The organism is Tenacibaculum jejuense (assembly GCF_900198195.1).
Classification (GTDB): Bacteria; Bacteroidota; Bacteroidia; order Flavobacteriales; family Flavobacteriaceae; genus Polaribacter; species Polaribacter jejuensis.
In genome coordinates, this window is record NZ_LT899436.1 from 2,480,761 (window position 1) to 2,505,067 (window position 24,307).

The following is a 24,307-nucleotide window of genomic DNA, read 5'->3' on the forward strand; positions in this document are numbered from 1 at the left end:
TTAATGAAAACGTTTTTTGACTCTTTATTTTTAAATAATCGCTTTTTTTACGCCTTAGGATTAGTAGCTGCATTATTTATAGTTGGTTTTTTTGTTCCTGTATTTTTTGATGTGGCTAAAATACTATTGTTTAGTATCTGTATTTTTACTTTTATTGATATAATACTTTTATTTTCTAAAAAGAAAGGGATTACTGGAGAACGTTTTTTGCCAGAAAAATTATCTAATGGAGATCAAAATAAAATAGTAATTACTTTAAAAAATAACTATTCAATTCCTGTTCATACTACAGTTATAGAAGAATTACCTTACCAACTACAACTACGCTATTTTCAACTTAAAGAACATTTTAAAAAGCAAGAAGATAAAGAATTAACTTATCTTGTTTCTCCAAATATTCGAGGAGATTATGACTTTGGAAATATGAATGTATATACTTCATCTCCTTTAAAGTTTGCTACAAAAAAATACATTTTAGGAAATCCAAAAAATGTAAAATGTTATCCTTCATTTCTAACACTTAATGATTTTTCTATTAAAGCGATTTCAAATGATATTACTAGTCAGGGAAGTAAGAAAATTAGAAGAATTGGAAACTCTATGGAGTTTGAACAAATTAAAGAATACGTTACAGGAGATGATATACGTACTTTAAACTGGAAAGCTACTGCAAAACGAAATCAGTTGATGGTAAATCAGTATGTTGAGGAAAAATCACAACCTGTATATTCTATTATCGATACGGGTAGACCGATGCAAATGCATTTTGATAATTTGACGCTTTTAGATTATTCTATAAATGCTTCTTTGGCTGTTAGTAATGCTATATTAAAAAAGCACGATAAAGCAGGAATGTTTTCTTTTTCTCAAAAAATTGATAACTTAATAGTCGCTGAGCAACGCAATTCACAAATGAATTTAATTTCGGATGCTCTATACAATATCAAAACGAATTTTTTAGAATCTGATTATAGCTTATTATATGCATCTATAAAACGAAAAATTACAAGCAGAAGTTTACTTATTCTATACACTAATTTTGAAACATTAGACGCTTTAAAAAGACAATTACCTTATTTAAGAGCTATTGCTAAAAATCATTTATTACTAGTAGTCTTCTTCCAAAATACTGAATTAAACAAAATTATTGATAATCAATCTCGTAAAATAAGTGATGTTTACGATACAATTATTGCTGAAAAATTTATCTATGAGAAAAAACAAATTGCTAACGAATTAAAGAAATACGGAATTCAATCCGTTTTAACAAAACCTAAAGAACTTACCGGAAATACTATTAACAAATATCTAGAATTAAAAACCAGAGGGTTATTTTAATTCGTATATAAATCAGAAATTAACTCAAAAACTATAATTATTATGAATTGGTTCATTAAAGTGCTTAAAGATTACGCAAATTTTTCAGGAAGAGCTAGAAGAGAAGAATTTTGGATGTTCACTCTTATTAGTTTTCTAATTAACATTGGTTTAAGTATCATTATATTTATGATTCCTGACTTATACCTAATCTCAAGTTTATACAGTTTAATTATTATTGTACCGACTTTAGCTGTAACAGCTAGAAGACTACACGATATTGGAAAAAGTGCATGGAATTTCTTATTTATTTTGATTCCTTTAGTTGGAATTATCTTATTGATCGTTTGGTGGGCACAAGATAGTCAACACGGACCAAATCAATGGGGAGATAATCCTAAAGGATTAGGTAATTCAGGAGATATCAATTTAATCGGAAGAGATTAATTCACACTTCGAATAAAACATCAAATAAATCGTCCGATTTGGACGATTTATTTTTTTAACTAGTATTATGTAAGATTTTTTTGTTTCTTCGTACTTATACCAAAAATATCTTATGAAACCCTATATCGCTTTATTCATAGCTATCATTATAACTTCTTGTACTACTGAAACTAAAAAAGTTAACAAACTAGAAAAAGGAACATATAGAGCTGCTTTACAAATTCAAGATCAAAAAGAAATTCCTTTTATTTTTGAAGTTATTAATGAAAACGAATTACATGTTTTTAATGCTGAAGAAACGATAAAAGTTCATGAAATTACATATAATAATGATTCAGTAAAAATTCAAATGCCTTTTTTTGAAGGATATCTTACAGCAAAAATTAAAGAGAATAGACTTACTGGTGAATTTGTAAAATCTAGTTTAGATCGTATTGTTCCTTTTACTGCGGAAAAAAGTACAGATCGATTTGCTAGCACTTCTAAAAGTAAAGTCAATATTACAGGAAACTGGGAAACAGTTTTTAGCCCAAATTCCGAAGAAGATAAATATATCGCAAAAGGTATATTCAAACAAGAAGGAGATAAAGTTACGGGTACATTCAGAACTACTACTGGAGATTATCGTTTTTTAGAAGGTAATATCAATAATGATATTTTACAACTTTCTACTTTTGATGGCGCTCATGCATTTTTATTTACAGCAAAAGTTACTGATTCTACTATGAACGGACATTTCTATTCTGGTAATCATTGGAAAGAACCATTTACAGCAAAATTGAATAATAACTATGAATTGCCTGATGCTGAATCATTAACATATTTAAGAGATGGCTATGAAACCATTTCATTTTCATTTCCTGATAAAAATGATACTATGGTTTCTTTAACAGATGACCGTTTTAAAGATAAAGTAACTGTGGTTCAAATTATGGGATCTTGGTGTCCTAACTGCTTAGATGAAAGTAAATACTATTCAGAATATTACGCAAAAAACAAATCGAAAGGAATTGAATTCGTTGCCTTAGCTTTTGAAGTTGCTAAAACTAAAGAAGAAGCTTTTGAGTATTTGAATCGTTTTGAAGAACAAACCAATATCACCTACCCTATTTTGTTGGCTCAATTTGGTTCATCTAATAAAATTTCTGCTCAAGAAAAATTACCAATGTTAAACCATGTTTTATCATACCCAACTACAATTATACTTGATAGAAAAGGAAAAGTTAGAAAAATTCATACAGGATTTAATGGTCCTGCTACTGGTAAATTATATACCGATTTCACTAAAAATTTCGACTCTTTTTTAAACGAGTTAGTTAACGAATAACCAATCACAAATAACTAAATAATAATGGCAAAAATTGGAATCATCACAGTAAGCGATAGAGCAAGTGCTGGTGTTTATGAAGATCTTAGTGGAAAAGCAATTATAGCAACTTTAAACGATTACTTAGTTTCTGATTGGACAGAAGTTTATCAAGTTATTCCTGACGAACAGGATGTTATTGAAAATACTATGATTGATATGGTTGACAATAAAGGTTGTTGTTTAGTAATTACAACAGGTGGAACAGGTCCAGCAAAAAGAGACGTTACGCCTGAAGCTACTGAGGCTGTTTGTGATCGTATGATGCCGGGTTTTGGTGAGTTAATGAGAGCAGAATCTCTAAAATATGTTCCTACAGCTATACTTTCAAGACAAACTGCTGGTCTTAGAAACGAAAGTTTAATTCTGAATTTACCTGGTAAACCGAAATCGATTCGTGAATGTTTAGATGCAGTTTTTCCTGCCATTCCGTATTGTATCGATTTAATGAACGGACCATATTTAGATTGTAATCATGAGGTTATAAAACCATTTCGTCCAAAGAAAAAGTAAAACTCACAAACAAACCTTACTTAAATAATTCTTAAAAAATATGTTAAACTAAACTAAACATTGAAATTTTAGTCTTAATTTTTTATACTTTTAAATTCAATCAAATTAATCTTTATTAAAATTATTATTATGAGAAAAATTTTAGAAATCCAAGGTATTAAGGAATTAAACAAAAATGCACAAAAAGAATTAGTAGGAGGTTTTTTAACTGAATACATTGCATCATGTAGTTTTGCTACAGATGGTTTAGCTTGTTTAACAGGATTACCACACTGTCCAACTGGATTTTGTGCTAGTGGAGTTTGTTCTCCTTCTACTGGTGGATAAAATTTTAGTAATTTTAAAAATATAATCTTCTAAAAGATAAATTTAAGTAGTCATTACTTTGTAGTGGCTACTTTTAATTTACACTATTTAAAATGTTTAATGAAATTATTTTTCGTAGTCAAAAATTCAATTTCCAAGGAATTGAAATTCCTGAATTTCAATTAGAAAAAGGAAAATTAATTCGATTATGTATTCCTAATTTCGATGAGAATGGTAAAAGTCTAGTGCATCAATTTCGTTATGACTTATTGAGTTATTTAGCTAAAAATATCCCAAATGCAAAACTAACTACAGATTTTCAAGAAAATAAAGTGATTTCTGTACTTAATCCTATAACTGTTGAAAGTTATATCACAAAAAATCTTGATGTAAATAAAAATGAAGCAATTCGTATTGCTAAACATTTACAAATCAAACCTAAAAAAAAGGTGAAAAATTTAATTTTTGGCCAACAAAAAGCTTTGATGATTAAATGTGATTTTGAAAAATATACTACTTTACTATTTGATTATTATGGTATAGATGCTGTAACGTTTAAAAATTTAGATGCATTAGTTAGCAAAGAAATTAAAAGAGGTAAATCTGGAATTGTTTTAGACAGGCTTGAGTTCAGTTCTAATAAAGAAATCAATCAAAATATAATTCAAATCAAATGAATCATCAACTTAACTAAGTGTAAACAATACTATAAAAAGAAAAACACTTATTTAATTCATATTACTTTTTAAACATTACTAATGTAATATAAAAAACAACTTTACATTGGTGATTACCTTTTTTTAAACTGCATATAAATAGAACTTTTTAACTAAATTTACATCTAGCAATTGATTAAATAAAAAATGAAATACATAACAATATTTCTAGTACTATTAGTTCTATTAGGATGCGATCAGAAAGCTCCTATAAAAATTCAAGAAGAAAACTGGTCTAAAAGAAAATCTACTATTTCTATGGTAGATTCTTTAACTATTACTGGTAAATCTTACCTATCTGTTTATTCTCAGATGTATAGCTACACACAAAAAGAAAAATACAACTTAACAGGAATGATTAGTTTGAGAAATGTTAGTGAAAAAGATACCATTTTTATTTCTAGAGCAGATTACTTTAATACCGAAGGCTTAAAAATTAGAACATATTTCAATTACCCTATTTATGTTTCTCCTATGGAAACTCTTGAAATTGTTATCGATCAAGAAGATATTGAAGGCGGAACTGGTTCTAATTTTATATTTGAGTGGAGTATTCCTAAAAATTGTCCAGAACCTTTATTCGAAGGAGTTATGAATTCTATGCAAGGTACACAAGGAGTTTCTTTTACAACTCACGGAAAAAGAATTGAATAAAATGGCAGAATTAATTACTACATTTTTATTCTTATTTGCTGTTATAGATCCTATAGGTTCTGTTCCGGTTTACTTAGAAGCAACTAGAGATTTTGACGATGAAAGCAAACGAAAAATAGCTATTAGAGCTTCTTGTATTGCATTTCTAATCCTTTTATTCTTTATCGTAGTTGGACAAATTATTTTTGAAGGAATGGAAGTAACTTTAGATGCTTTTCAAATTTCTGGTGGTGTAATTCTATTTTTATTTGCACTTACAATGATTTTTGGGGATGGGAAACCTGAAAAAGAAAAACAAAGAATTACTGACTATAAACATGTAACTATATTTCCTATAGCTATTCCATCTATTGCATCTCCTGGAGCAATTACCGCTGTAGTTATACTTACAGATAACCATAGCTATACATTTAATGAACAAATAATAACTACTGTTTTTGTTTTTAGCGTAATAGTTTTAACTGCTTTTATATTATTAGCAGCTAATAAAGTTCAAAAAATTATTGGTAATTACGGTATTACAGTAATTAGTAAAATTATGGGGTTAATCCTTGCGTCTTATGCTGTTCAGAATATAATGACTGGTATTAAGAGTTTCTTTACTATGTAGTTTATTATGAATAATTCGTGTTTAAAAAACCAGCTGATTATAATATCAGCAATTCTTTTACTGAATTGTACAAATAGTAATCAACTTAAGATACAAGACTTAAAATTCCCCGATGTAAATGAGAAATCAATCAGAAAGAATAATGTAAAAGAAATTTACAAAATTGCTGGTTCAGATTTTGGGCAATATCAAAAGAATGATACTATAAGTATTTTAAAATATAATATACAAGGTAAATTGATAAATGAATACATCATCATAATAAAAGCTTTGTATAGTTATGATGTTTCTTATCAATATGATTCATTAAACTTAGTTTCTAAAAAAATTCATTCATCAGACTTTACCAATGAATTTGATTTTGTTTATGAATTAAAACCTGACAGTCTGTTATTATATCAAAAATATAAGAGTCCAACCTATAAAAATATATCAGGAAAAATTCCTGTTATTTCAGGAACTTTCAAATTCAATAAACAAGGATATTTAATTGAAAAATCTCAGTATGAAAATAATGATTTTGATGCTGGAAGAAGATACATAACTCAATATACCTATGATTCTTTACATCAATTACTATCTGAGAAAAAATTTTTAGACTTAAGCATTATTAAAGATTCTGCTAACTACAACTATTACACATCTTATAAAAACACTGTAAAGTATTATTATACCGATCAAAAAATAGACTCAGCGATACAGGTTTTTTATTATTTAGACAATGATAGAAATAAAACAAATGAAACTTATAGAATTCTTTACGATAATAATGGTTTAATAAAAGAAAAAATAAGAGACAGTATTCATATCTTTTACAAGCATAATACATTTTAACACCAATTAAATTTCAATAATGTCTAAACTTTTAGCTTACAGAAAAAAATTTAATCTTACACAAGAAGAACTAGCTGAAAAATCTGGAATATCTGTTAGAACTATTCAAAGAATAGAAGCTGGTGCTCCTTTAAAAGGTCATACTTTAAATGCTATCTCAAAAGCTTTAAACATAGACATAGAAAGCTTAAATGGTCAAAAAAATGAAGAAAGTATAAATATCAAACTTATTAAATTAATTAATTTATCTTCTTTACCTTTTGTTGCTATTCCTCTAGTAAATATTCTTATTCCATTTGCCATTGTTTATTATAAAAAAGAATATAATCGTTTAACAAAAGAGATTATCTCACTTCAGATATTTTGGACAATTATTTCTACTATTTTAATTCTATTAAGTCCATTTGCTAACCGACTTTTCTCTTCAGAAATCAGATTAACGTTACCAGTAATGATTCTTTTAATCTTAATAAATATTACAATAATACTGGTAAATACAGTTGGATTAGACAAACATCAAAAAAACTATATAAGACTAAAATTCAGCTTCTTATAAGCCTTGTCGTGGTTTTGTCAGGTTATTTTCGGGCTGTTTTTGGGTTTCTTTTATTCTGATTTACGGAATATTGCTTCATCATTTAAATTTTTAATTACAAACAAAATTATGAAGCAATTTTATACTCATATTTTAATTCTTATAGTTCTTTTTTCAACAAAAATAGGAGCACAAATTTCTAAAAATTCAAAACTCTTTAATGAACTGAAACAAATTGATAGTTTATTTTTTGAAGAAGGTTTTAATAAATGTAATTTTTCTCTATTAGAAAAATATATTGCTACTGATTTTGAGTTTTATCATGACGAAAACGGAATTCAAAATAGAACACAATTTTTCAAAGGATTTAAAGAAAGTATATGCTCTAACACAAATAAAAAACCTATTCGAAAAGTCGTAGATGAAAGTTTAGAAGTTTTCAGATTAAAGAATAATGGTGAAACTTATGGTGCTATTCAAAAAGGAATTCATTTATTCTACATAAAAGAAACAAACAAAGAACCGTATCTTACCAATATAGCCAAATTTACTTCCCTTTGGAAAATAGAAAATAAACAATGGAAATTAGCTAGAGTTTTGAGCTATGATCATAAAGAACCTAAAACTAATTATGGCCCCAAATTTACAATTAACTATCCTTCTCCTCTATTTGAAAATGATAAGATTATAGAAAAACTTCTTAAAAAGCATCAAATTACATCACTATCTATTGGTTATATAGAGCAAGCTAAAATTAGACAATTGAAAGCTTTTGGCTATCAAAAAGACCTTGTAAAGACTGATTTAAACAGTATTTACAAAGTTGCCTCATTAACCAAACCTGTAGTTGCAAATGTTGTACTGAAACTTGTTGATTCGGGACAAATTGGTTTAGATGAGCCTTTATCGAAATATTATATTGATTCAGATATAAAAGATCATGTGTTTTTACAAAAACTTACTGTTCGTAATATATTGTCACACCAATCAGGATTACCTAATTGGAGATATTTAACACCAACCCAAAAGTTAAATTTTGTAAGAGAACCTGGGACAAAATGGGAATATTCTGGCGAAGGATTTGAATATATGAGAAAAGCTATAGAAAATAAATTGAAAAAGTCTTTTGAACGTATTGCAGAAGCATTATTATTTGAACCTTTGGGAATGGAAAACACATCTTTTAATTGGAATTCAAAAATCAAAGAAAATAATTATGCTGTAGAACACAATGAAAAGGATAAAGCTATAACTTTTGAAAAATACACTTCGGTTAACGCTGCTGCCAATTTATTAACTACAACAGAAGATTACTCTAAATTTTTAGTTCATCTCTTAAACGGTGCAGGAATTTCTCAGTCTCTATATAAAGAATTTGTAAAACCACAGTCAAAAGAAAAAGAAGGGATATTCTGGGGTTTAGGTATGCAAATCTTACCTAATTTAAAAAACAATGAAACTGTTTTAATGCATACTGGCGGAGATTATGGAACTAAAACCATAGCTTTAATTTCTTTACAGTCTAAAAAAGGAATTGTAATACTATCTAATTCTGAAAACGGAATGAAAATATGGCAAAAACTATTACAAGAATATTTTCCTGATTTTGGTAATGAAATTATGGATAGAAATATGAAGTAATTTTTTATTTCAAAAACCAAGTTAAGAATTACTATTATATTTATCTCTAATTCAAATGAATGTAATATCTCATATTTGAAAAGTTAATTTTGTTATGAAAAGCATCTTTTTTAAACCTTTTCCAGTTTCATCACTAACAGATCAAATACAAATAAGTCTTTTTATTGGGCTATTTGTATCTTTTACGCTTATTGTTTTTCAACCTTTTGGAACTTATGAATTCAAAATGAATAATAAAATCATTTTTCTTTTGGGATATGGTTTTATTAGTGCTATAAGCTATGCTACTTATTATTTTTTATTTATGACATACTATAGAAAATGGTTTTATGCCAGATGGAATATCATTAAAGAAATAATAACTGTGATTCCTGTAATTATTATCACAACCATTATTTGCGTGATATATTATAACTTATTCGTTACTAACTATAGTATAAGAATAAAAGATATTGGTAGTTTTTTAATACTTTGTTTTAGTGTAAGTTTTATTCCTTTATCTTTTTTCTACTACAATAAATTCTTAAAGAGTAAACTTGTCATTGCCACTTCTATAGAAAACTCTAAAGATTTTATGATCACTATTGATAGTAATAACAAGAAAGAGAAAAGTATTTCGATTAATTCAAAAGAACTTGTTTATATCAAATCTAGTGGTAATTACATTGAAGTTTCTACTAGAAATAATGTGAGTAGTTTTCTCATTAGAAATTCACTAAAATATGTCGAAACGAAGCTGCCTAAACATCAATTTTTAAGAGTTCATCGTTCTTACATCGTTAATATAAAAATGATTACTTCTGTTACACTTAAGGGATCTTCTTATTATATAAAAATCTTAGATTCAGATTCTAAAATTCCGATTTCACGTGCTATGGTTAAAACAATTAGAAACATCATATAAATGATTGTTAATTAGCCCTAAAAATTGTAATTCAGCACTTTTTTCTACCACACAACCCAAAAGTAAGTAATCCATAACTTTGTTCTTTTTAGTGAGCTTTTATATCCGAAATTAGATTCATCTACTACTAATTTTGAATTAAAATTTAAGATAATCACATGAAAAAAACAACGATAATCATCATTATACTATCGCTTTCTTATTGCATACATTTTTTACTATCAAACACCATTTTTTCAAATTTAACCACCACTCTTAACAAGTATTTACATCATATTTCTTTAAGTTATTTTATAAAATGTTTGTTAGTTGGAATGCCTTTATTTTTAGGTGTAGGATTAATTCATAATTTTAAAAACTTCTTTGATAGTTTAGGTTTAAAAAAACCTTCAATCACACTATTTTACTTTTCTTTAATTTCTACATTTCCAATGTTAATTGGATATTATCTAACTTTTGATTTTAATTCAGAGATCACAATAACAGCAATTATAAATGGAGCTATAATAGCTGCATTTATTGAAGAAATAATTTTTAGAGGAATATTATTTGGTCAGTTATTTAGGTTTACAAAAATTGGTTTTCTACCTACTGTTATTTTTAGCTCTTTAATTTTTGCAACAGGTCATTTATATCAAAGTAATGATTTAATAATACTATTGGGTATTTTCTTTACCACGTTATTAGGAGGTATACTTTTTTCTTGGGTGTACGTAGAGTGGAATTTTAATTTATGGAGTTCTATATTTTTACATCTACTTATGAATCTATTTTGGTTACTTTTTTCTGTATCCAGTAATGCTTTTGGAAATATATATGCCAATATATTTAGAATAGTTACCATATTTCTTATCATATTTTTGACAATACTTTATAAAAGAAAAAATAAAATCCCTCTAAAAATAAATAAAGACACTATTTGGTTTAAAAAAACTAAATAGTGTCTTTATTATTCAATAATTTCTAATTTTTTATTGTTATTCTTTAGGCAACTCTACCTCTTCATTCCATATATATTTTAAAAACCATTGCCAATTATGCCAAGTTGCTGCTAATTGTTCTTTTGGTTTTGTAATCGCATGACCAAAACCTTTATAAACAATATACCTAGTCGCTACTCCTTTATCTTTAAGGCCTTGATATAATTCATTTGCATTGGCTATTGGAACTCTATTGTCGAACTCTCCATGCTGAATTAAAGTTGGCGTTACTGCTTTGTTAATCGTAGTCATAGGAGAAGTTTTTTCATAGATTTCTTTATCTGACCATGGTGTTGCTTTTAAATATTGTCGAGTAAACGGATGAATATCTGTATTCACATAATATGTCATCCAATTTGATATTCCAGCACCTACAGAAACTGCTTTAAACTCTTTTGTGTTTGTAGTTAAAAAAGCAGAAATATAACCTCCTTGGCTCCATCCCATAACACCAAGTTTATCAGTATCAATCATTCCTTTTTTATCTAAGTGTTTAATTCCAGACATTACATCCCAAGCATCACCAACTCCTAAATTTTTAACATTTAAAGATCTAAAACGTTCTCCATATCCAGCAGAACCACGATAATTTGGTCTTAAAATTAAAGCTCCTTTGTTTACCCATTGTACCATTGGATATACATAAGATGCTGTTGGACCAGGAATAGAAACTCCAGTTGGACCACCATGAATGATCACCAATAATGGATATTTTTTCTTCGGATCGTAATTCATAGGTTTATTTAAAACACCTTCTATTATTTCTCCATCTTTACTTTTCCAAGAAATTACTTCACTAGTAGCAACAGCCCAATCTTTTATTTGTTCCGACGATTTTGTTAATTTAACTGGGTTAGAAAATGTACTATCTGTTGTATAAATTTCAGATAAGTGATCATTGTTACGTCCGGCATATACAACTTTTTTTGCATCTTTAGAAAAAGAATAACTCCATATTTTACTATGTTTTACAGGAAGAACTTTATGTATTCCTGTATTTGGATTTACATGAACAATAACTCTTTTGGTCTTCAACCAAGTTAATGCATAAATTCCATTTTTATTCCATTGAAAATCAGATAAATTCTCATCAAAATCTTTTGCCAATTGTTTCGTATTTGTTCCGTCGATATTTATACTAAATACATTCTCATTAGTATAATAATTTGATGTAACGTTGTTTAAATTAGAAGTGTATAAGATAGATTTACTATCTGGAGACCAATCTATTAATCCATCGTAACTTTTGTTATCTACTAAAACTTTATGCTTTTTAGAACTGATATCATAAATCGAAATATCTGCTTTAAAAGCTGAATTTATTAAAGAATTAGGTTGATGTGTAAATGCTATTTTCTTACCATTTGGAGACCATTTAAAGTTTGTTATTGAAAATGCTTTATCTCCAATTAATAGTTTAGCTTCTAAATTACTTTTATACACTGAGTCTTTCAAAGTATTCGGTAAAGGATTATTCATTAAAAGATCCGGATTGAAGTTTGTAATCCAGATTTGACTTTGATTGAATTCTTTATCTTCAACTTTAAAACTTCCAAACTTATCTTTAACTTTCTTATTTTCCTTTGAATTATCTTCTGATTGTAAATACGCAATTTTATTTCCATCTGGAGACCATTCAAAATTATAAATTCCCTTTTTTGAATTTGTTACTTGAATTGCTTCTCCACCTACAACTTTAATAGCATAAATCTGGCTTCCAGACCCTTTATCTGAAACAAAAGCGATCCACTTACCATCAGGTGACCATTTCGCTGTCGAACTGCTTTTTTTACTATTCGTTAATTGAAAAGGTTCTTCTCCATTTTTAGAAATCCATAATTCAGAATCAAATCGATTTTCTTTCCAATCTGTAGCTCCTTTAGAAAACACTACATGTTTTCCATTTGGTGATAGTACTACATTTCTTACTACGTTTAATGAAATAATCTCTTCAAAAGATGGTTTTTTAAGATTTTGTGCGGTGATTGACAATGTCAAAAAAATCAATACGATAATTGATGTTGTTTTCTTCATAGTTTTTGGACATAGCTACTTTTTCTATTCGTAGCATTTTATATAGGTTGATTAATATTTTTAGATTTATGTAGCAATTTTTATTCGATTCTTTCTACTTTATTGATAGGAATAGGTAGATCTACTCCTTCTTGTATAAAACGTTTGTGTACTGCTTCTTTTAAAGCACATTTACCTCTGAATTCTTGAAAAGGTTCATTCATCCAGACATAAGCTCTCATATGAATAAAACTTTCATGAATATCAATAACACGAACATCTATACTTGTACTGGATTTTGTCTCCATAACCATTGGCAATTTAACAGCTTCTTCTTGTATAATTCTTCGGGCTAAATCTATATCAGCACGCAAACCAATTTTAAAATTATTAAAACTTAACACATGAGAATCCTCTATAGTATGATTTAAAACGGAATCTGTACTAATTACAGAGTTAGGTATGATTAAGCGTTTATTCTCAAAATTATTGATTACCGTATGACGTAATGTTATATCTTCAACAATTCCTACTCTAGTGTCATCTAACTTTATATAATCTCCAACTCTAAAGGGTTTGAAAATCACAATAAAAGCTCCTGCAATTAAGTTAGATAATGCCGCCTGTGCAGCGAAACCGATAATTGCTGCGATAATACCAGCTCCTGAAAAAATTATTGTAGCCTTACTACGTAAAGTAGGTACAGTCATTACAATAAAAATTAACGCAAATATTCCTATAAAAAACTTTACAGAATTACGTAAAAACTGAATACTTGTTCTCCCAAAACGCTCAGATTTTTTAGACTTTATTACTACAAGAATTATGTATCGAATTAACCTAGAAATTAGCCAAGCAGCTAATAAAACAAGAAATATATATATGGTTATTCCTGTAGAGCTTTTTAAATCAAATTCGTATGTAAGTAGTTTATTCAATTAACTTTTTCTTTTCAATAGTATTTGTTCGTATATATAAATACAGCGGAAATGTGAAGGCTACAGCAATGATAAAAGTTAGTGGAATTAAGATCCACCAATATTTAATCTTTAATTTGATTGCGTCTGGTATATAAAAAGCGAAAAAAGTTAAAACTACTACCAATAAGTCTGCACTTAATGATTTTCCTGCAAAATTTACTTTAGCATCTGCAAAAAAGTTTAAAAATGATGGATCAATTGCTGTTTGAAAATATTGGATATTGTAATACCAAGTGTAACACATACCCAATATTGCCAAGAATAGATATAAATATTTTAGTTTCATTTAAAATAATGCTGTTTGACTTTCATCATCGCCTTCTTTCTTCTTTTTAATAGCAGCTTCTAATGCTTTACGAGCTTTTTCTTTTTTATCTAAAGATTCATCTGCTTCTATGATATTAGTATCTTCAACTAACTCCTCTTCATTCACCTCTATATTTTCAACCTTTTCTTCTTCAGGCTCTTCGTAAGGTAATGATTCTAGAGTTTTTATAGTTCTGATCTTTGCTGCTGTCAGCTGATTTCCAATTGCTTTTATACCTTTTACAGAAATAAATTCTTCGAAATTTACTTTCATACTTGGTAAAGCTCTCTTAGAGAAAATCACCTCTACCATTGGACGGTAATCTGTAGCAACTATTTGTAATTGCGACTTTTCGTGATCTGTAATAAATATTTCTTCTTTATCCGTGCTTTCTAACAAGAAACGCTTCACATAATAACGCTCTTTGTGTCCGTCATAATAAATAGCAGAAATTGGCTTATTCGGTTTCCATTTTTCTAAGACAATCATGTCATTATCGAAATGCATTGCTAAGTCTGGTGTTACAGCTTTAGCTTTACCCGATTGCTTTACAATTAAGATTTTATCTTCAGCTTTAAACTCTCCTAATAATTCTCCTCTTTCATCAACATTTAAACGTCTCACAGTATCATCAAACCAAATCTTACGTGGTTTTAATGTTGATACACCAGCCTCTTTAAACTCTACTTTTTTAACGCTATGCTTAGTAACTAAATTACCTCTAACACTTCTTCCTTTAATGGCTAAATCAGCAAAATCTAAATCCCATTTCAATTTTTTAATACTTCCAACAGCTCGTAACAAAACAGTAACAACTTCTGCTTCTCCGTTTGGATTTGCTGAGAAATACAATACTTTGGAACCTTTATTTCCGTTTGTTAAATCGTATTCACGGTCTCTAGTTATAGAAGTTACATTAAAACGTTTCATATAACTTGGTCCGCGTGTACCATCTTTATAAATCAGGTTATAAACCGTACGCTTATCTTTCTTCTTGAAAACTGCTACGTGGATAATTCCTTTACCAACAAACGTTTTAGAATCTACTTTGGTAACTTGCATGACACCATCTTCTCGGAAAACAATAATATCGTCGATATCTGCACAATCTGCAACAAATTCGTCTTTCTTTAACGACGTTCCAATGAAACCTTCTTCTCTATTCACATAAAGCTTTGCATTACGCATTACCACTTTTGTAGCTACAATATCATCGAAAATTCTAATTTCAGTTTTACGCTCTTTTCCTTTTCCGTATTTGTCTTTTAGTTCTTTGAAGTAATCAATAGCAAATTCGATAAGATTATCTAAATATTCTTTTACCTCTGCTATTTTCTCTTCTAAACTTTCTATAAACTGTTTCGCTTTATCAATATCGAACTTAGAAATTTTCTTAATTCGAATTTCAGTAAGCTTTACAATATCATCTACAGTAACTTCACGTTTTAAATGCTTAGTATGAGGTTTTAAACCTAAATCAATTGCTTCAATTACACCTTCCCAAGTTTCTTGTTCCTCAATATCACGGTAAATTCTATTTTCAATAAAAATTCGTTCTAATGAAGAAAAATGCCATTGCTCTTCTAATTCATTTAATTGAATTTCTAATTCTTGTTTTAATAAATCAACAGTGAAATCTGTAGAACGTTTTAAAACATCAGAAACACCAATAAAAATAGGTTTGTTATCTTCAATAATACAACACAATGGAGAAATTGAATTCTCACAATTTGTGAAAGCATACAATGCATCTATAGTTTTATCTGGAGATACGTTTGGTGGTAGATGTACCAATATTTCTACATTAGCAGCTGTATTATCTTCAATCTTCTTGATCTTGATTTTACCCTTATCATTTGCTTTTAAAACACTATCAATAAGCGAAGAAGTAGTTGTTCCGAAAGGAACTTCTGTAATTACTAATGTTTTTTTATCTAACTGAGAAATTTTTGCTCTTACACGAACTTTCCCTCCTCGTTTACCATCATTATAATTGGAAACATCTGCAATTCCTCCAGTTAAAAAATCTGGAACTATAGTAAAGTTTCTTCCTCTAAGATATTTGATAGAAGCATCAATTAACTCATTGAAGTTATGTGGTAAAATTTTAGTAGATAAACCTACTGCAATACCTTCTGCTCCTTGTGCTAATAATAGAGGAAATTTTACAGGAAGATTTACAGGTTCTTTTTTTCTACCATCATAAGATTGTTGCCATTCAGTAGTTTTAGCATTGAAAACAACATCTAAAGCGAATTTAGATAAACGTGCTTCGATGTAACGTGAAGCCGCAGCTCTATCTCCTGTTAAGATATTACCCCAGTTTCCTTGCATATCTATAAGCAACTCTTTTTGTCCCATTTGTACCATGGCATCTGCAATAGAAGCATCACCGTGTGGGTGATACTGCATGGTATGACCAACAATATTTGCTACTTTATTATAACGTCCATCATCTAAATCTTTCATAGAATGCATGATACGACGCTGTACAGGTTTAAATCCATCTTCAATAGACGGAACAGCACGTTCTAAGATTACATACGAAGCATAATCTAAAAACCAATCTTTATACATTCCTGTAACCTTAGTTATGGTCTCTGTATTTTCAACTTGGTTTTCGTTTGTTAATTCTTCGTCGTGTTCGTAATTATTGTTTTCTTCGCTCATGTATTATAAACGTTTGTACGTTTTTGATTTTTTTACTTTTTTGATCTTAACAATATAAAAATAGCTAGACCTATTATTGTTATAAAAGCTGCATAGTTACCGTCATCAGTAATCTCGTTGAAATTTATTGAAAATAACATTAGAAAAATAAAAAAAAGAGCTATTAATATTAAGCCTCTATTTAATTTCATTTTAACTTTCTTCTATTAAATCTTGCTCTACTTTTAGATTCTCAATAATAAATTTTTGACGATCTGGTGTGTTTTTTCCCATGTAGAATTGTAACATTTGATCGATAGACATTTCTTTATCTAACATTACAGGATCTAAACGAATATCGTCTCCAATAAAATGTACAAATTCGTTTGGTGAAATTTCACCTAATCCTTTAAATCGTGTAATTTCTGGTTTACCTCTTAGTTTGGCTATAGCGGCTTGTTTTTCTGTTTCAGAATAACAATAATGTGTTTCTTTTTTATTTCGAACTCTAAAAAGTGGTGTTTCTAAAATATATAAATGTCCTTCTTTTATTACTTCTGGGAAGAATTGTAAAAAGAATGTAATTAATAACAGTCTAATGTGCATTCCATCAACATCGGCATCAGTTGCGATTACGATGTTGTTGTAACGTAAGCCTTCTAGTCCATCTTCAATATTTAAAGCAGCTTGAAGTAAATTAAATTCCTCGTTTTCATACACGATTTTCTTTGTTAAACCATATGAGTTTAAAGGCTTTCCTTTTAAACTGAAAACTGCTTGAGTATTTACATTTCTTGATTTTGTGATAGAACCTGATGCAGAATCTCCCTCGGTAATAAATAACGTGGTATTTAAATAGTCTTCTTTTTTTGTATCTCCGAAATGAATTCTACAGTCTCTTAATTTTTTATTGTGAAGATTTGCTTTCTTAGCTCGATCTCTTGCTAACTTTCTGATTCCAGATAGTTCTTTACGCTCTTTTTCTGCTTGTAAAATCTTCTTTTGAAGTGTTTCAGCAATTACAGTATTCTTGTGTAAGTAATTATCCAGTTTAGTTTTTACAAAATCGTTGATGTAAGTTCTTACCGTTGGTAATCCGCCTCCCATTTCAGTTGAACCTAATTTGGTTTTCGTCTGACTTTCGAAAACAGGCTCCATTACTTTTATGGAAATTGCCCCAATGATAGACTTTCGCACATCTGAAGCATCAAAGTTTTTTCCATAGAACTCACGAATCGTTTTTACTACAGCCTCTCTAAATGCAGCTTGATGCGTACCACCTTGTGTTGTATTTTGTCCGTTTACAAACGAATGATATTCTTCTGAATATTGAGTTTTGCTATGTGTCATAGCAATTTCTATATCATCTCCTTTCAAATGGATTATCGGATATAGCATGTCCTCAACATTGTTATTATCTTCTAAAAGGTCTTTTAATCCGTTTTCAGAATAATATTTTTCTCCGTTAAAAACTATGGTCAATCCTGGATTCAGATAGACATAATTCTTTAATAAACGAATTACATATTCTGGACGATATTTATAATTTTTAAATATGGCATCATCTGCAATAAAAGTAACCTTTGTTCCTCTTCTTCTGGTTGTTTCCTCTAAAAGATCTTGATTGGTAAGATTTCCTTTTTCAAATTCAGCCGAAGCAGATTTTCCATCACGTGTACTTTCTACACGGAAATATGTTGATAATGCATTTACAGCTTTGGTACCAACTCCGTTTAATCCTACAGATTTTTTAAAGGCTCTACTGTCGTATTTTCCTCCAGTATTCATCTTAGAAACTACATCGACAACTTTTCCTAAAGGAATACCACGACCATAATCTCGAACAATAACTTTATTACCTTGGATAGATACTTCGATTGTTTTTCCTGTACCCATAACAAACTCATCAATAGAGTTATCGAGTACCTCTTTTACTAAAATGTATATTCCATCATCAGGAGAAGAACCATCTCCTAATTTACCAATATACATACCTGGACGCATACGGATATGCTCTTTCCAGTCGAGTGATCGTATATTATCTTCGGTATATTTAGTTTCTTGCGCCATAAAATCTGAGAAAAATGAAGTGTATGCTAAAATAAGATTTACCTAGAAAAAATAAAAAACTCTGTCAACATAGTTATTAACAGAGTTTTTAATGCTTTGATTATTAATCAAAAAGAAATAAAATTATTCTGACCAATAAGATAGTGTTACTATAATTTCATCATTTACAATAGAATTATTAGATAAAGTAACAATTGTACTGCTTGCTCCATCAAAATATCCATCGTAAGCATCGAAACGATATGTACCAGCCGGTAAGTTTGTAAAAAGATCTACTTCTCTCCTATCATCTGCATAATAATATGTATTGGTTTCTACATTATATGCATAATATCCAGGTAAAGTTGCTGCTGGAACTTCATTTCCGTATCTATCTTCTAATTTGATTCTTACATCAAAATCTGATGATTTCTTATTTAGTTCTTTTTTTGTTTTAGTCTCTATAACAGTTGTTGAACTATTTGCTAAGTTTTGTGCTTCAATATTTGAAACTAATAAGCTAGCTACTAAAAAGACAAAAATATGAGTGATTTTTTTCATTATAAAGTGGTATTAAGGTTAACTCAGTTAAAGTTATCTTTTTGATTTCTGTATACAGGAAAAACAGCTTTATGAGATGGTTAGCTAAATATTAATTAACAGTGTTAAAATGAAAATAGAGTGTTAACTATTTCTTCTTTTTACTTTCGTATTTACATAAAATTCTACCATATTTTTCAGCTTTCTTCTTTGATATCTTTTTTATTTCTGATTTACATCTTGATAAGCCTCTACAGTTTTTATTGTAGTGATATCTCTTACTTTTTACACTTACACATATATACACTTGTTCTTCTTTTTTCTGTTGGAATCCTGATAGTAGAAAAAATAAAAGAAGTGAGACATAAATTGATTTTTTACTTTTCATAACTAAAAACCATTTAATTTATCAATTGCTGCTATTCTAACGTCTCTTTGATGTTTTATGATTCTTTCATAATCGTTTTCTTGATCGGCTAATTTTGAAATTAGAACAAACAACTCAATAATTAGAAAAAATAATAACCAAAGTCCCCAAACAACTAATGAAATAGGTGAAGAAACTAATATTTTAAACATTACTTTTAATTCATCTAAAAAACCTTTACTATGTAATAATTCTTCTTCTGTTTTTTCTCTAATGTCTATTTTTCTCTGGGTCAGTGCTGATTTTTCTTCTCGCAAGTTTGAGATCTGTTTATCTATATCTTCAATTAATTTAGCTTTAGGATTTAATACTGATTCTGTCGTATAAATCTTTTTTACTAAAACCGTATCTCTACCATCTATTGTTTTGCTAGGGATTCTTTGACTTTCATATTTTGGTAAACGAATAGTTGGTTTCCTAGTAACTTCGTTTATGAGCATTTCTCTTTCATGCTGTTTGTTAGCTATAGTAGAATCTAAATCTTTTTCTTGTAAATTGATTTCGTTTATCTTCTGAGGTAAAACTTTACTAACTTCATTATTAACACTCATTAGTTTTTCTTTTATAATATCCTCTTTGAAAATAATTTGATCTACTATTACCGAACCTAATAAAGACATTACTAAAGCTAAAATAATTCTGAATGTTGCTGCTTTTTTATTCTTAGCTCCAAGAATAATTTGTCTTTCTATCTGAACAATAATAATCATTAGAATAATTCCTGTAATTACAGAACCTAGTGCAGGCAATCTTAAATATTCTCTAGAAAATAAAAAGCCTATTAACAACCACATAATCATAATAATTAATAATGCTGCTGTATATTTTTTACTGATTTTTTACTGGCTTCGCTACAAGACATTAATAACTTATAATTATAACCTATTAGAAAACAACCAAATCGAAGCCAGTTATTTTTACTCTTAAACATTTTTCTCTAAAATTTGATCTGACATTGCTGCTAATCCTCTAGTAAACCCTCTTTTATACGATAGGGATACTCTGTCTATAAGTCCGGCATCATTTAAAAAATCTTCTTCTATTAGTTTTACTTCTGCTATAGAGTCTTTCGTTTTAATTAACGCTGTTTCTAACAACTTTACTGTATCTATTAAACCAGCATTATTTCTAGATTCAATATGAAATTCAATATCTTTAATATAATCTTCATAACTTTTAAAAGCTCTTTTAATTAAAATATGGAAATCGTATTTCAATAATCTTATATTATCACTACTGTAAGAATGATCTGGATTGATTAATGCATCATCATATCCTTTCTCTTCAAAATCTTTAGATGCAAAAGCATAAATCCTTTCTAGGTTATATCTTCCTGCTTCTGAAAATTCTTCTGATGATGTTGTTTCTTCTTCAATAAATAATTCTTTAGTAACCTCAGGAACAATAACTTCTGTTACATCATCTGTCGTTTCTTCTTTTTTTCTAAAAATATTAAGTAGTTTCATTTTAAATATATTTTATTGGGACTTTAAATTTATTATGACCAGATTGATGGCATTTTTCACAAAGCGTGATCATGAGCTTGTTTGGATATTCCCATGGCTTTTTAAACTTTCGTAGTGTTAACGAATAGTGATACTGCCTATGATGAATTTGTAATTTCTCTGTTGAAGAACAAACTCTACAAACATGTTTATCTCTCTTTAAGATTTCTTTTCTTTTCTCTTTCCATTCTAGAGTAAATAATAAAACTCCATAAGTACCATGAGCTTTTTTAACTAATTGTTTCTGTCTCAAACTGCTCATAATATTCGTATGTTTTAAGTAAATCTGTACTATGATTGTAGATATCTGTAATTATATCTATTTTATACTTTGTTTCCTTTTTATTAGCATCTATAACTCCCAAGTATTTATTTTTACCATTAAAATGTAATCTGCATAAAGGTTTTCTATTATTATCATCCAAAAGAATTCCAAAATAAGATTGTGTATCTCTGAATGCTATTCTTTCTACAGCTAACTTTCTACTTAGAATAGCTACTACAATTCTAAACCCTTGCATTTCTTCTTCAGTAGTTATTATTTTCGATTCAATTTCTGGTTCTTTTTCTTCTTCTATTTGTTTTTCATCCTCTTTATTTAATGCACTTTGTAATCTATCATTTACTTTCTCACTTATAAATTGATTCATAGATTTAGTTACTAAATCTTTAAACTGATCTAATACCTTTTCTGTTTGTCTTCCGGAGTAAATTCGAGATGAGAAAAATCGCACAAAATCAGAATCTGGATTTTGTAGTTGACTCGTAAATATCTTTTTTATTTCTTTTGAGTATTTTAAAGAACTTGCATTAGATGCAATTTGTTCTATATCAAATTTTGTTTTGTGAAATTTTAAAATTTCATTGATTATAGATTCTTTTAATTTAGTTATGGTAAATTCTAAAAATGGTTTTTCATCCATTTTATTCGTTTCTTCTAAATCTGTAAAAAACTTATAATCTATACCGTTTGTTAATAAAGCAAATTTTGATTTTGAACTATGAAAATATCTAAATAACTGAGAATTATGTGTAGTTAAATCTTCTTTCCAATATTTACACTCTATTATTAAAATAGGTGACCCATTTTTTAAAATTGCATAGTCTACCTTTTCACCTTTTTTAAGTCCAATATCTGCAGTAAATTCAGGAACTATTTCTGTAGGATTAAAAATATCATACCCTAATAATGCAATAAATGGTAATACAAATGCTGTTTTAGTTGCCTCTTCTGTTTCTATTTGATCTTTTAAATCATCAATCCTTACTGATAGATCTTTTAGTTTGTTTATAAATTCCATCTTTCTATTTTTTCTATTCTTAATTTTATGTGCTCTTGCTAATTCAGTATTATTATATTTTTAGAATGAACAAAACCTATAGCCTCTGTTCGTATTACTTTTACTTTAAACCATTCATTTTCTAAAGCAATTAATTCTAGAACTTCGTATTCCTTTAGATTTAAAATGATATAATAACTTTTATCTGCTCCACTTCTTAAAGGAGTATTATTATGTTTTACTTGAGCTATCTTATTTTTAAAAAGTATTTTCTTTTGCTTTACTATTGGTTTGATTGAATAAGACTTAATAGTTTTCTTTTTTGTTTTTTTTCTTGTATACCTTTCAGCACACACACCACACGAACCTCCGTTATTACAATACTTACATCTACTACAGTTTTTACAAGCTCTGCAATAAGAAGATCCTGTACATCTAGCATCAGTTGAAACATAACATGCTTTAATACTTGAATACTTTGGAAGCATTTTAATTTCTGTTTCATTCTTGGGAAAGAAAAACAGGCTAACAAGAAGCGGAGAAATAAAACCTAATACTATATACTTTTTCATGGTTAACTTTCTATATTTTACTTTACATCAAATTCTACTTTTTAATTCTAAAAATTGTAAAAACACTAACAATTAAAAAAAGTATTCCTAAACATCCCACAGGTTTATTTTTTGTAAATGTTTTACGATAACTAACTCCTTTTACACCTGTTTTAATTGTATACCCTCTAGAACTAATTGTTCCTCTTTTAGTTCTTATACTAGGTGTTATACCAGATTTACTAATATTAAGTCCAACTCCTTTTCCTAATTTTATTCTTTTACGGTATCTAAATCCCATATCAATCTTCTTTAGCTCTTAAGCCGCAATGCGGACATTCATGACAGTTTTCTCTATCTTGTTTAACTTTATCTATTAAAGCAGAACTTATAATACCAGTTGGTAAAGCAACAAAGCCAATACCTATAACACCTATTAATGCACTTAGAAATTTTCCTAAAGGAGTTATAGGACTTACATCTGCTCCAACTGTTGTTAGTGTTCCAAGCGACCACCAAAGTGCTTCTATTATACTTGAAAACTTATCTGGTTGTGCTTCATTTTCAGCATAAAAAATGAATGTTGATGATAGGATTATTAAAATAAAAGCGATGAATGCTGTAATTAATAGTTCTGGTTTTGTTTCCTTTAATATTAGATTGATTGTTTTAAAAGATTTTGAGTATCTACCTAACTTAAAAATTCTAACAATTCTCAATAATCTTAATACTCTGAGCATTCTTAAATCAAAAGGAAAAATTAATGGTAAATAAAAAGGAAGAATTGATAATAAATCTAGAAGACCATAACCTGAAAAAAAATAAGTTCTCCAACTTTTATTTTCTTGTTTTTCAGCAATTATCAACCTAACAAAGAATTCAACAGTAAAAACTCCTATTGAAAATATCTCTATAGTTTCAAAAAGATTCTGATGATCTATTCTTAATACTTTAAATGACTCTAAAATCAAACAAACTACGTTGAGTACTATTAAACTGTAAATAAATTTTTCTAAGAAGATATTTAGTTTCTTATATCTCATATCTTCTAACATTTACAATTTGATCTATCTACATAAACTTTTGTTTCATTTTCACTATAATAATAACAACCTCCCCGAGGACCTGTATACAATGTATTTCCATTGTAATATCCACAACTTATTTCTGTATTACTCTGTTC

27 protein-coding genes are annotated in these 24,307 nt (G+C 28.4%); 13 read left to right on the forward strand and 14 right to left on the reverse strand.

All coding sequences use genetic code 11. The features are described from left to right. Positions 1–3: 3 nt before the first annotated feature. From AQ1685_RS11120 to AQ1685_RS11180, 13 genes are all read left to right on the forward strand, one after another. A complete protein-coding gene (locus AQ1685_RS11120; protein WP_095072142.1) occupies positions 4–1,338 on the forward strand; it encodes a DUF58 domain-containing protein in 1,335 nt (444 codons plus the stop codon). 42 nt (positions 1,339–1,380) lie between these two features. After that, positions 1,381–1,764, forward strand: a complete 384-nt coding sequence (locus tag AQ1685_RS11125; protein WP_095072144.1) for a DUF805 domain-containing protein — start codon at positions 1,381–1,383, stop codon at positions 1,762–1,764. Positions 1,765–1,876: 112 nt separating this feature from the next. Next, positions 1,877–3,091: a peroxiredoxin family protein gene (locus tag AQ1685_RS11130; protein ID WP_095072146.1), complete on the forward strand. Its 1,215-nt coding sequence runs from the start codon at positions 1,877–1,879 to the stop codon at positions 3,089–3,091. Positions 3,092–3,115: 24 nt separating this feature from the next. Continuing rightward, entirely contained in the window at positions 3,116–3,643 is a 528-nt protein-coding gene (gene mog, locus AQ1685_RS11135; protein ID WP_095072148.1) for a molybdopterin adenylyltransferase, read from the forward strand. Positions 3,644–3,772: 129 nt separating this feature from the next. Further along, positions 3,773–3,970 (forward strand): hypothetical protein, encoded by a 198-nt coding sequence (locus AQ1685_RS11140; RefSeq protein WP_095072150.1) that lies wholly within the window; start codon positions 3,773–3,775, stop codon positions 3,968–3,970. Positions 3,971–4,062: 92 nt separating this feature from the next. After that, complete coding sequence (locus AQ1685_RS11145; RefSeq protein ID WP_095072151.1) at positions 4,063–4,626, forward strand: hypothetical protein; 564 nt, start codon at positions 4,063–4,065, stop codon at positions 4,624–4,626. Between the two features lie 186 nt (positions 4,627–4,812). After that, positions 4,813–5,319 carry a DUF3124 domain-containing protein gene (locus AQ1685_RS11150; protein ID WP_095072153.1) on the forward strand — a complete coding sequence of 169 codons (507 nt, stop codon included), beginning with the start codon at positions 4,813–4,815 and terminating at the stop codon, positions 5,317–5,319. 1 nt (position 5,320) lies between these two features. Next, positions 5,321–5,929, forward strand: a complete 609-nt coding sequence (locus tag AQ1685_RS11155; protein ID WP_095072155.1) for a MarC family protein — start codon at positions 5,321–5,323, stop codon at positions 5,927–5,929. A gap of 6 nt (positions 5,930–5,935) precedes the next feature. Next, positions 5,936–6,763: a hypothetical protein gene (locus AQ1685_RS11160; RefSeq protein ID WP_095072159.1), complete on the forward strand. Its 828-nt coding sequence runs from the start codon at positions 5,936–5,938 to the stop codon at positions 6,761–6,763. 19 nt (positions 6,764–6,782) lie between these two features. Continuing rightward, complete coding sequence (locus AQ1685_RS11165) at positions 6,783–7,319, forward strand: helix-turn-helix domain-containing protein (RefSeq protein WP_095072161.1); 537 nt, start codon at positions 6,783–6,785, stop codon at positions 7,317–7,319. A gap of 108 nt (positions 7,320–7,427) precedes the next feature. Further along, positions 7,428–8,939, forward strand: coding sequence for a serine hydrolase (locus tag AQ1685_RS11170; protein WP_157730186.1), 1,512 nt, complete (start codon positions 7,428–7,430; stop codon positions 8,937–8,939). Positions 8,940–9,033: 94 nt separating this feature from the next. Then, a complete protein-coding gene (locus tag AQ1685_RS11175; RefSeq protein WP_095072165.1) occupies positions 9,034–9,843 on the forward strand; it encodes a LytTR family DNA-binding domain-containing protein in 810 nt (269 codons plus the stop codon). Between the two features lie 314 nt (positions 9,844–10,157). Continuing rightward, on the forward strand, positions 10,158–10,784 hold the full coding sequence (locus AQ1685_RS11180) for a CPBP family intramembrane glutamic endopeptidase (protein WP_157730187.1): 627 nt from the start codon (positions 10,158–10,160) through the stop codon (positions 10,782–10,784). Positions 10,785–10,820: 36 nt separating this feature from the next. On the opposite strand, the gene AQ1685_RS11185 is transcribed toward AQ1685_RS11180, so the two are convergent. The 14 genes from AQ1685_RS11185 to AQ1685_RS11250 form a co-directional block, all read right to left on the reverse strand. Further along, positions 10,821–12,857, reverse strand: coding sequence for a S9 family peptidase (locus AQ1685_RS11185; protein WP_095072169.1), 2,037 nt, complete (start codon positions 12,855–12,857; stop codon positions 10,821–10,823). A gap of 80 nt (positions 12,858–12,937) precedes the next feature. Beyond that, positions 12,938–13,774: a mechanosensitive ion channel family protein gene (locus AQ1685_RS11190; RefSeq protein ID WP_095072171.1), complete on the reverse strand. Its 837-nt coding sequence runs from the start codon at positions 13,772–13,774 to the stop codon at positions 12,938–12,940. Further along, positions 13,767–14,102: a DUF2834 domain-containing protein gene (locus AQ1685_RS11195; RefSeq protein WP_095072173.1), complete on the reverse strand. Its 336-nt coding sequence runs from the start codon at positions 14,100–14,102 to the stop codon at positions 13,767–13,769. Before AQ1685_RS11195 ends, AQ1685_RS11190 begins: the two co-directional genes overlap by 8 nt. Continuing rightward, positions 14,103–16,793: a DNA gyrase/topoisomerase IV subunit A gene (locus tag AQ1685_RS11200; protein WP_095072175.1), complete on the reverse strand. Its 2,691-nt coding sequence runs from the start codon at positions 16,791–16,793 to the stop codon at positions 14,103–14,105. It abuts the gene before it with no gap. A 192-nt stretch (positions 16,794–16,985) separates the two neighbouring features. Continuing rightward, positions 16,986–18,842 (reverse strand): DNA topoisomerase IV subunit B, encoded by a 1,857-nt coding sequence (locus AQ1685_RS11205; RefSeq protein WP_095072176.1) that lies wholly within the window; start codon positions 18,840–18,842, stop codon positions 16,986–16,988. A gap of 123 nt (positions 18,843–18,965) precedes the next feature. Further along, complete coding sequence (locus AQ1685_RS11210) at positions 18,966–19,382, reverse strand: hypothetical protein (protein WP_095072178.1); 417 nt, start codon at positions 19,380–19,382, stop codon at positions 18,966–18,968. A gap of 127 nt (positions 19,383–19,509) precedes the next feature. Then, positions 19,510–19,749, reverse strand: a complete 240-nt coding sequence (locus AQ1685_RS11215; RefSeq protein WP_095072180.1) for a hypothetical protein — start codon at positions 19,747–19,749, stop codon at positions 19,510–19,512. 2 nt (positions 19,750–19,751) lie between these two features. Continuing rightward, entirely contained in the window at positions 19,752–20,624 is an 873-nt protein-coding gene (locus AQ1685_RS11220) for a DUF4407 domain-containing protein (protein WP_262509599.1), read from the reverse strand. An 87-nt stretch (positions 20,625–20,711) separates the two neighbouring features. Continuing rightward, positions 20,712–21,254 (reverse strand): hypothetical protein, encoded by a 543-nt coding sequence (locus AQ1685_RS11225; RefSeq protein WP_095072184.1) that lies wholly within the window; start codon positions 21,252–21,254, stop codon positions 20,712–20,714. 1 nt (position 21,255) lies between these two features. Further along, the gene (locus AQ1685_RS11230) at positions 21,256–21,555 is read right to left on the reverse strand and encodes an HNH endonuclease (RefSeq protein ID WP_157730189.1); all 300 of its coding nucleotides are present in this window, start codon (positions 21,553–21,555) and stop codon (positions 21,256–21,258) included. Next, positions 21,524–22,594 carry a type I restriction endonuclease gene (locus AQ1685_RS11235; protein ID WP_095072188.1) on the reverse strand — a complete coding sequence of 357 codons (1,071 nt, stop codon included), beginning with the start codon at positions 22,592–22,594 and terminating at the stop codon, positions 21,524–21,526. Before AQ1685_RS11235 ends, AQ1685_RS11230 begins: the two co-directional genes overlap by 32 nt. A gap of 38 nt (positions 22,595–22,632) precedes the next feature. Continuing rightward, positions 22,633–23,145, reverse strand: a complete 513-nt coding sequence (locus tag AQ1685_RS11240) for an SH3 domain-containing protein (RefSeq protein ID WP_095072190.1) — start codon at positions 23,143–23,145, stop codon at positions 22,633–22,635. Positions 23,146–23,179: 34 nt separating this feature from the next. Beyond that, positions 23,180–23,425 (reverse strand): DUF4236 domain-containing protein, encoded by a 246-nt coding sequence (locus AQ1685_RS11245; protein WP_095072192.1) that lies wholly within the window; start codon positions 23,423–23,425, stop codon positions 23,180–23,182. A 1-nt stretch (position 23,426) separates the two neighbouring features. Further along, positions 23,427–24,167: an ion transporter gene (locus tag AQ1685_RS11250; protein ID WP_231970180.1), complete on the reverse strand. Its 741-nt coding sequence runs from the start codon at positions 24,165–24,167 to the stop codon at positions 23,427–23,429. Positions 24,168–24,307 lie beyond the last annotated feature (140 nt).

Coding starts and splice junctions, on each gene's coding strand:
- AQ1685_RS11245 (WP_095072192.1), bottom strand. CDS start 23,425: ATGGGATTTAGATACCGTAAAAGAATAAAATTAGGAAAAGGAGTTGGA.
- AQ1685_RS11125 (WP_095072144.1), top strand. CDS start 1,381: ATGAATTGGTTCATTAAAGTGCTTAAAGATTACGCAAATTTTTCAGGA.
- mog (WP_095072148.1), top strand. CDS start 3,116: ATGGCAAAAATTGGAATCATCACAGTAAGCGATAGAGCAAGTGCTGGT.
- AQ1685_RS11250 (WP_231970180.1), bottom strand. CDS start 24,167: ATGAGATATAAGAAACTAAATATCTTCTTAGAAAAATTTATTTACAGT.
- AQ1685_RS11195 (WP_095072173.1), bottom strand. CDS start 14,102: ATGAAACTAAAATATTTATATCTATTCTTGGCAATATTGGGTATGTGT.
- AQ1685_RS11160 (WP_095072159.1), top strand. CDS start 5,936: ATGAATAATTCGTGTTTAAAAAACCAGCTGATTATAATATCAGCAATT.
- AQ1685_RS11205 (WP_095072176.1), bottom strand. CDS start 18,842: ATGGCGCAAGAAACTAAATATACCGAAGATAATATACGATCACTCGAC.
- AQ1685_RS11225 (WP_095072184.1), bottom strand. CDS start 21,254: ATGAAACTACTTAATATTTTTAGAAAAAAAGAAGAAACGACAGATGAT.
- AQ1685_RS11150 (WP_095072153.1), top strand. CDS start 4,813: ATGAAATACATAACAATATTTCTAGTACTATTAGTTCTATTAGGATGC.
- AQ1685_RS11120 (WP_095072142.1), top strand. CDS start 4: ATGAAAACGTTTTTTGACTCTTTATTTTTAAATAATCGCTTTTTTTAC.
- AQ1685_RS11180 (WP_157730187.1), top strand. CDS start 10,158: ATGCCTTTATTTTTAGGTGTAGGATTAATTCATAATTTTAAAAACTTC.
- AQ1685_RS11165 (WP_095072161.1), top strand. CDS start 6,783: ATGTCTAAACTTTTAGCTTACAGAAAAAAATTTAATCTTACACAAGAA.
- AQ1685_RS11200 (WP_095072175.1), bottom strand. CDS start 16,793: ATGAGCGAAGAAAACAATAATTACGAACACGACGAAGAATTAACAAAC.
- AQ1685_RS11175 (WP_095072165.1), top strand. CDS start 9,034: ATGAAAAGCATCTTTTTTAAACCTTTTCCAGTTTCATCACTAACAGAT.
- AQ1685_RS11145 (WP_095072151.1), top strand. CDS start 4,063: ATGTTTAATGAAATTATTTTTCGTAGTCAAAAATTCAATTTCCAAGGA.
- AQ1685_RS11215 (WP_095072180.1), bottom strand. CDS start 19,749: ATGAAAAGTAAAAAATCAATTTATGTCTCACTTCTTTTATTTTTTCTA.
- AQ1685_RS11155 (WP_095072155.1), top strand. CDS start 5,321: ATGGCAGAATTAATTACTACATTTTTATTCTTATTTGCTGTTATAGAT.
- AQ1685_RS11140 (WP_095072150.1), top strand. CDS start 3,773: ATGAGAAAAATTTTAGAAATCCAAGGTATTAAGGAATTAAACAAAAAT.
- AQ1685_RS11130 (WP_095072146.1), top strand. CDS start 1,877: ATGAAACCCTATATCGCTTTATTCATAGCTATCATTATAACTTCTTGT.
- AQ1685_RS11230 (WP_157730189.1), bottom strand. CDS start 21,555: ATGAGCAGTTTGAGACAGAAACAATTAGTTAAAAAAGCTCATGGTACT.
- AQ1685_RS11235 (WP_095072188.1), bottom strand. CDS start 22,594: ATGGAATTTATAAACAAACTAAAAGATCTATCAGTAAGGATTGATGAT.
- AQ1685_RS11170 (WP_157730186.1), top strand. CDS start 7,428: ATGAAGCAATTTTATACTCATATTTTAATTCTTATAGTTCTTTTTTCA.
- AQ1685_RS11210 (WP_095072178.1), bottom strand. CDS start 19,382: ATGAAAAAAATCACTCATATTTTTGTCTTTTTAGTAGCTAGCTTATTA.
- AQ1685_RS11185 (WP_095072169.1), bottom strand. CDS start 12,857: ATGAAGAAAACAACATCAATTATCGTATTGATTTTTTTGACATTGTCA.
- AQ1685_RS11240 (WP_095072190.1), bottom strand. CDS start 23,145: ATGAAAAAGTATATAGTATTAGGTTTTATTTCTCCGCTTCTTGTTAGC.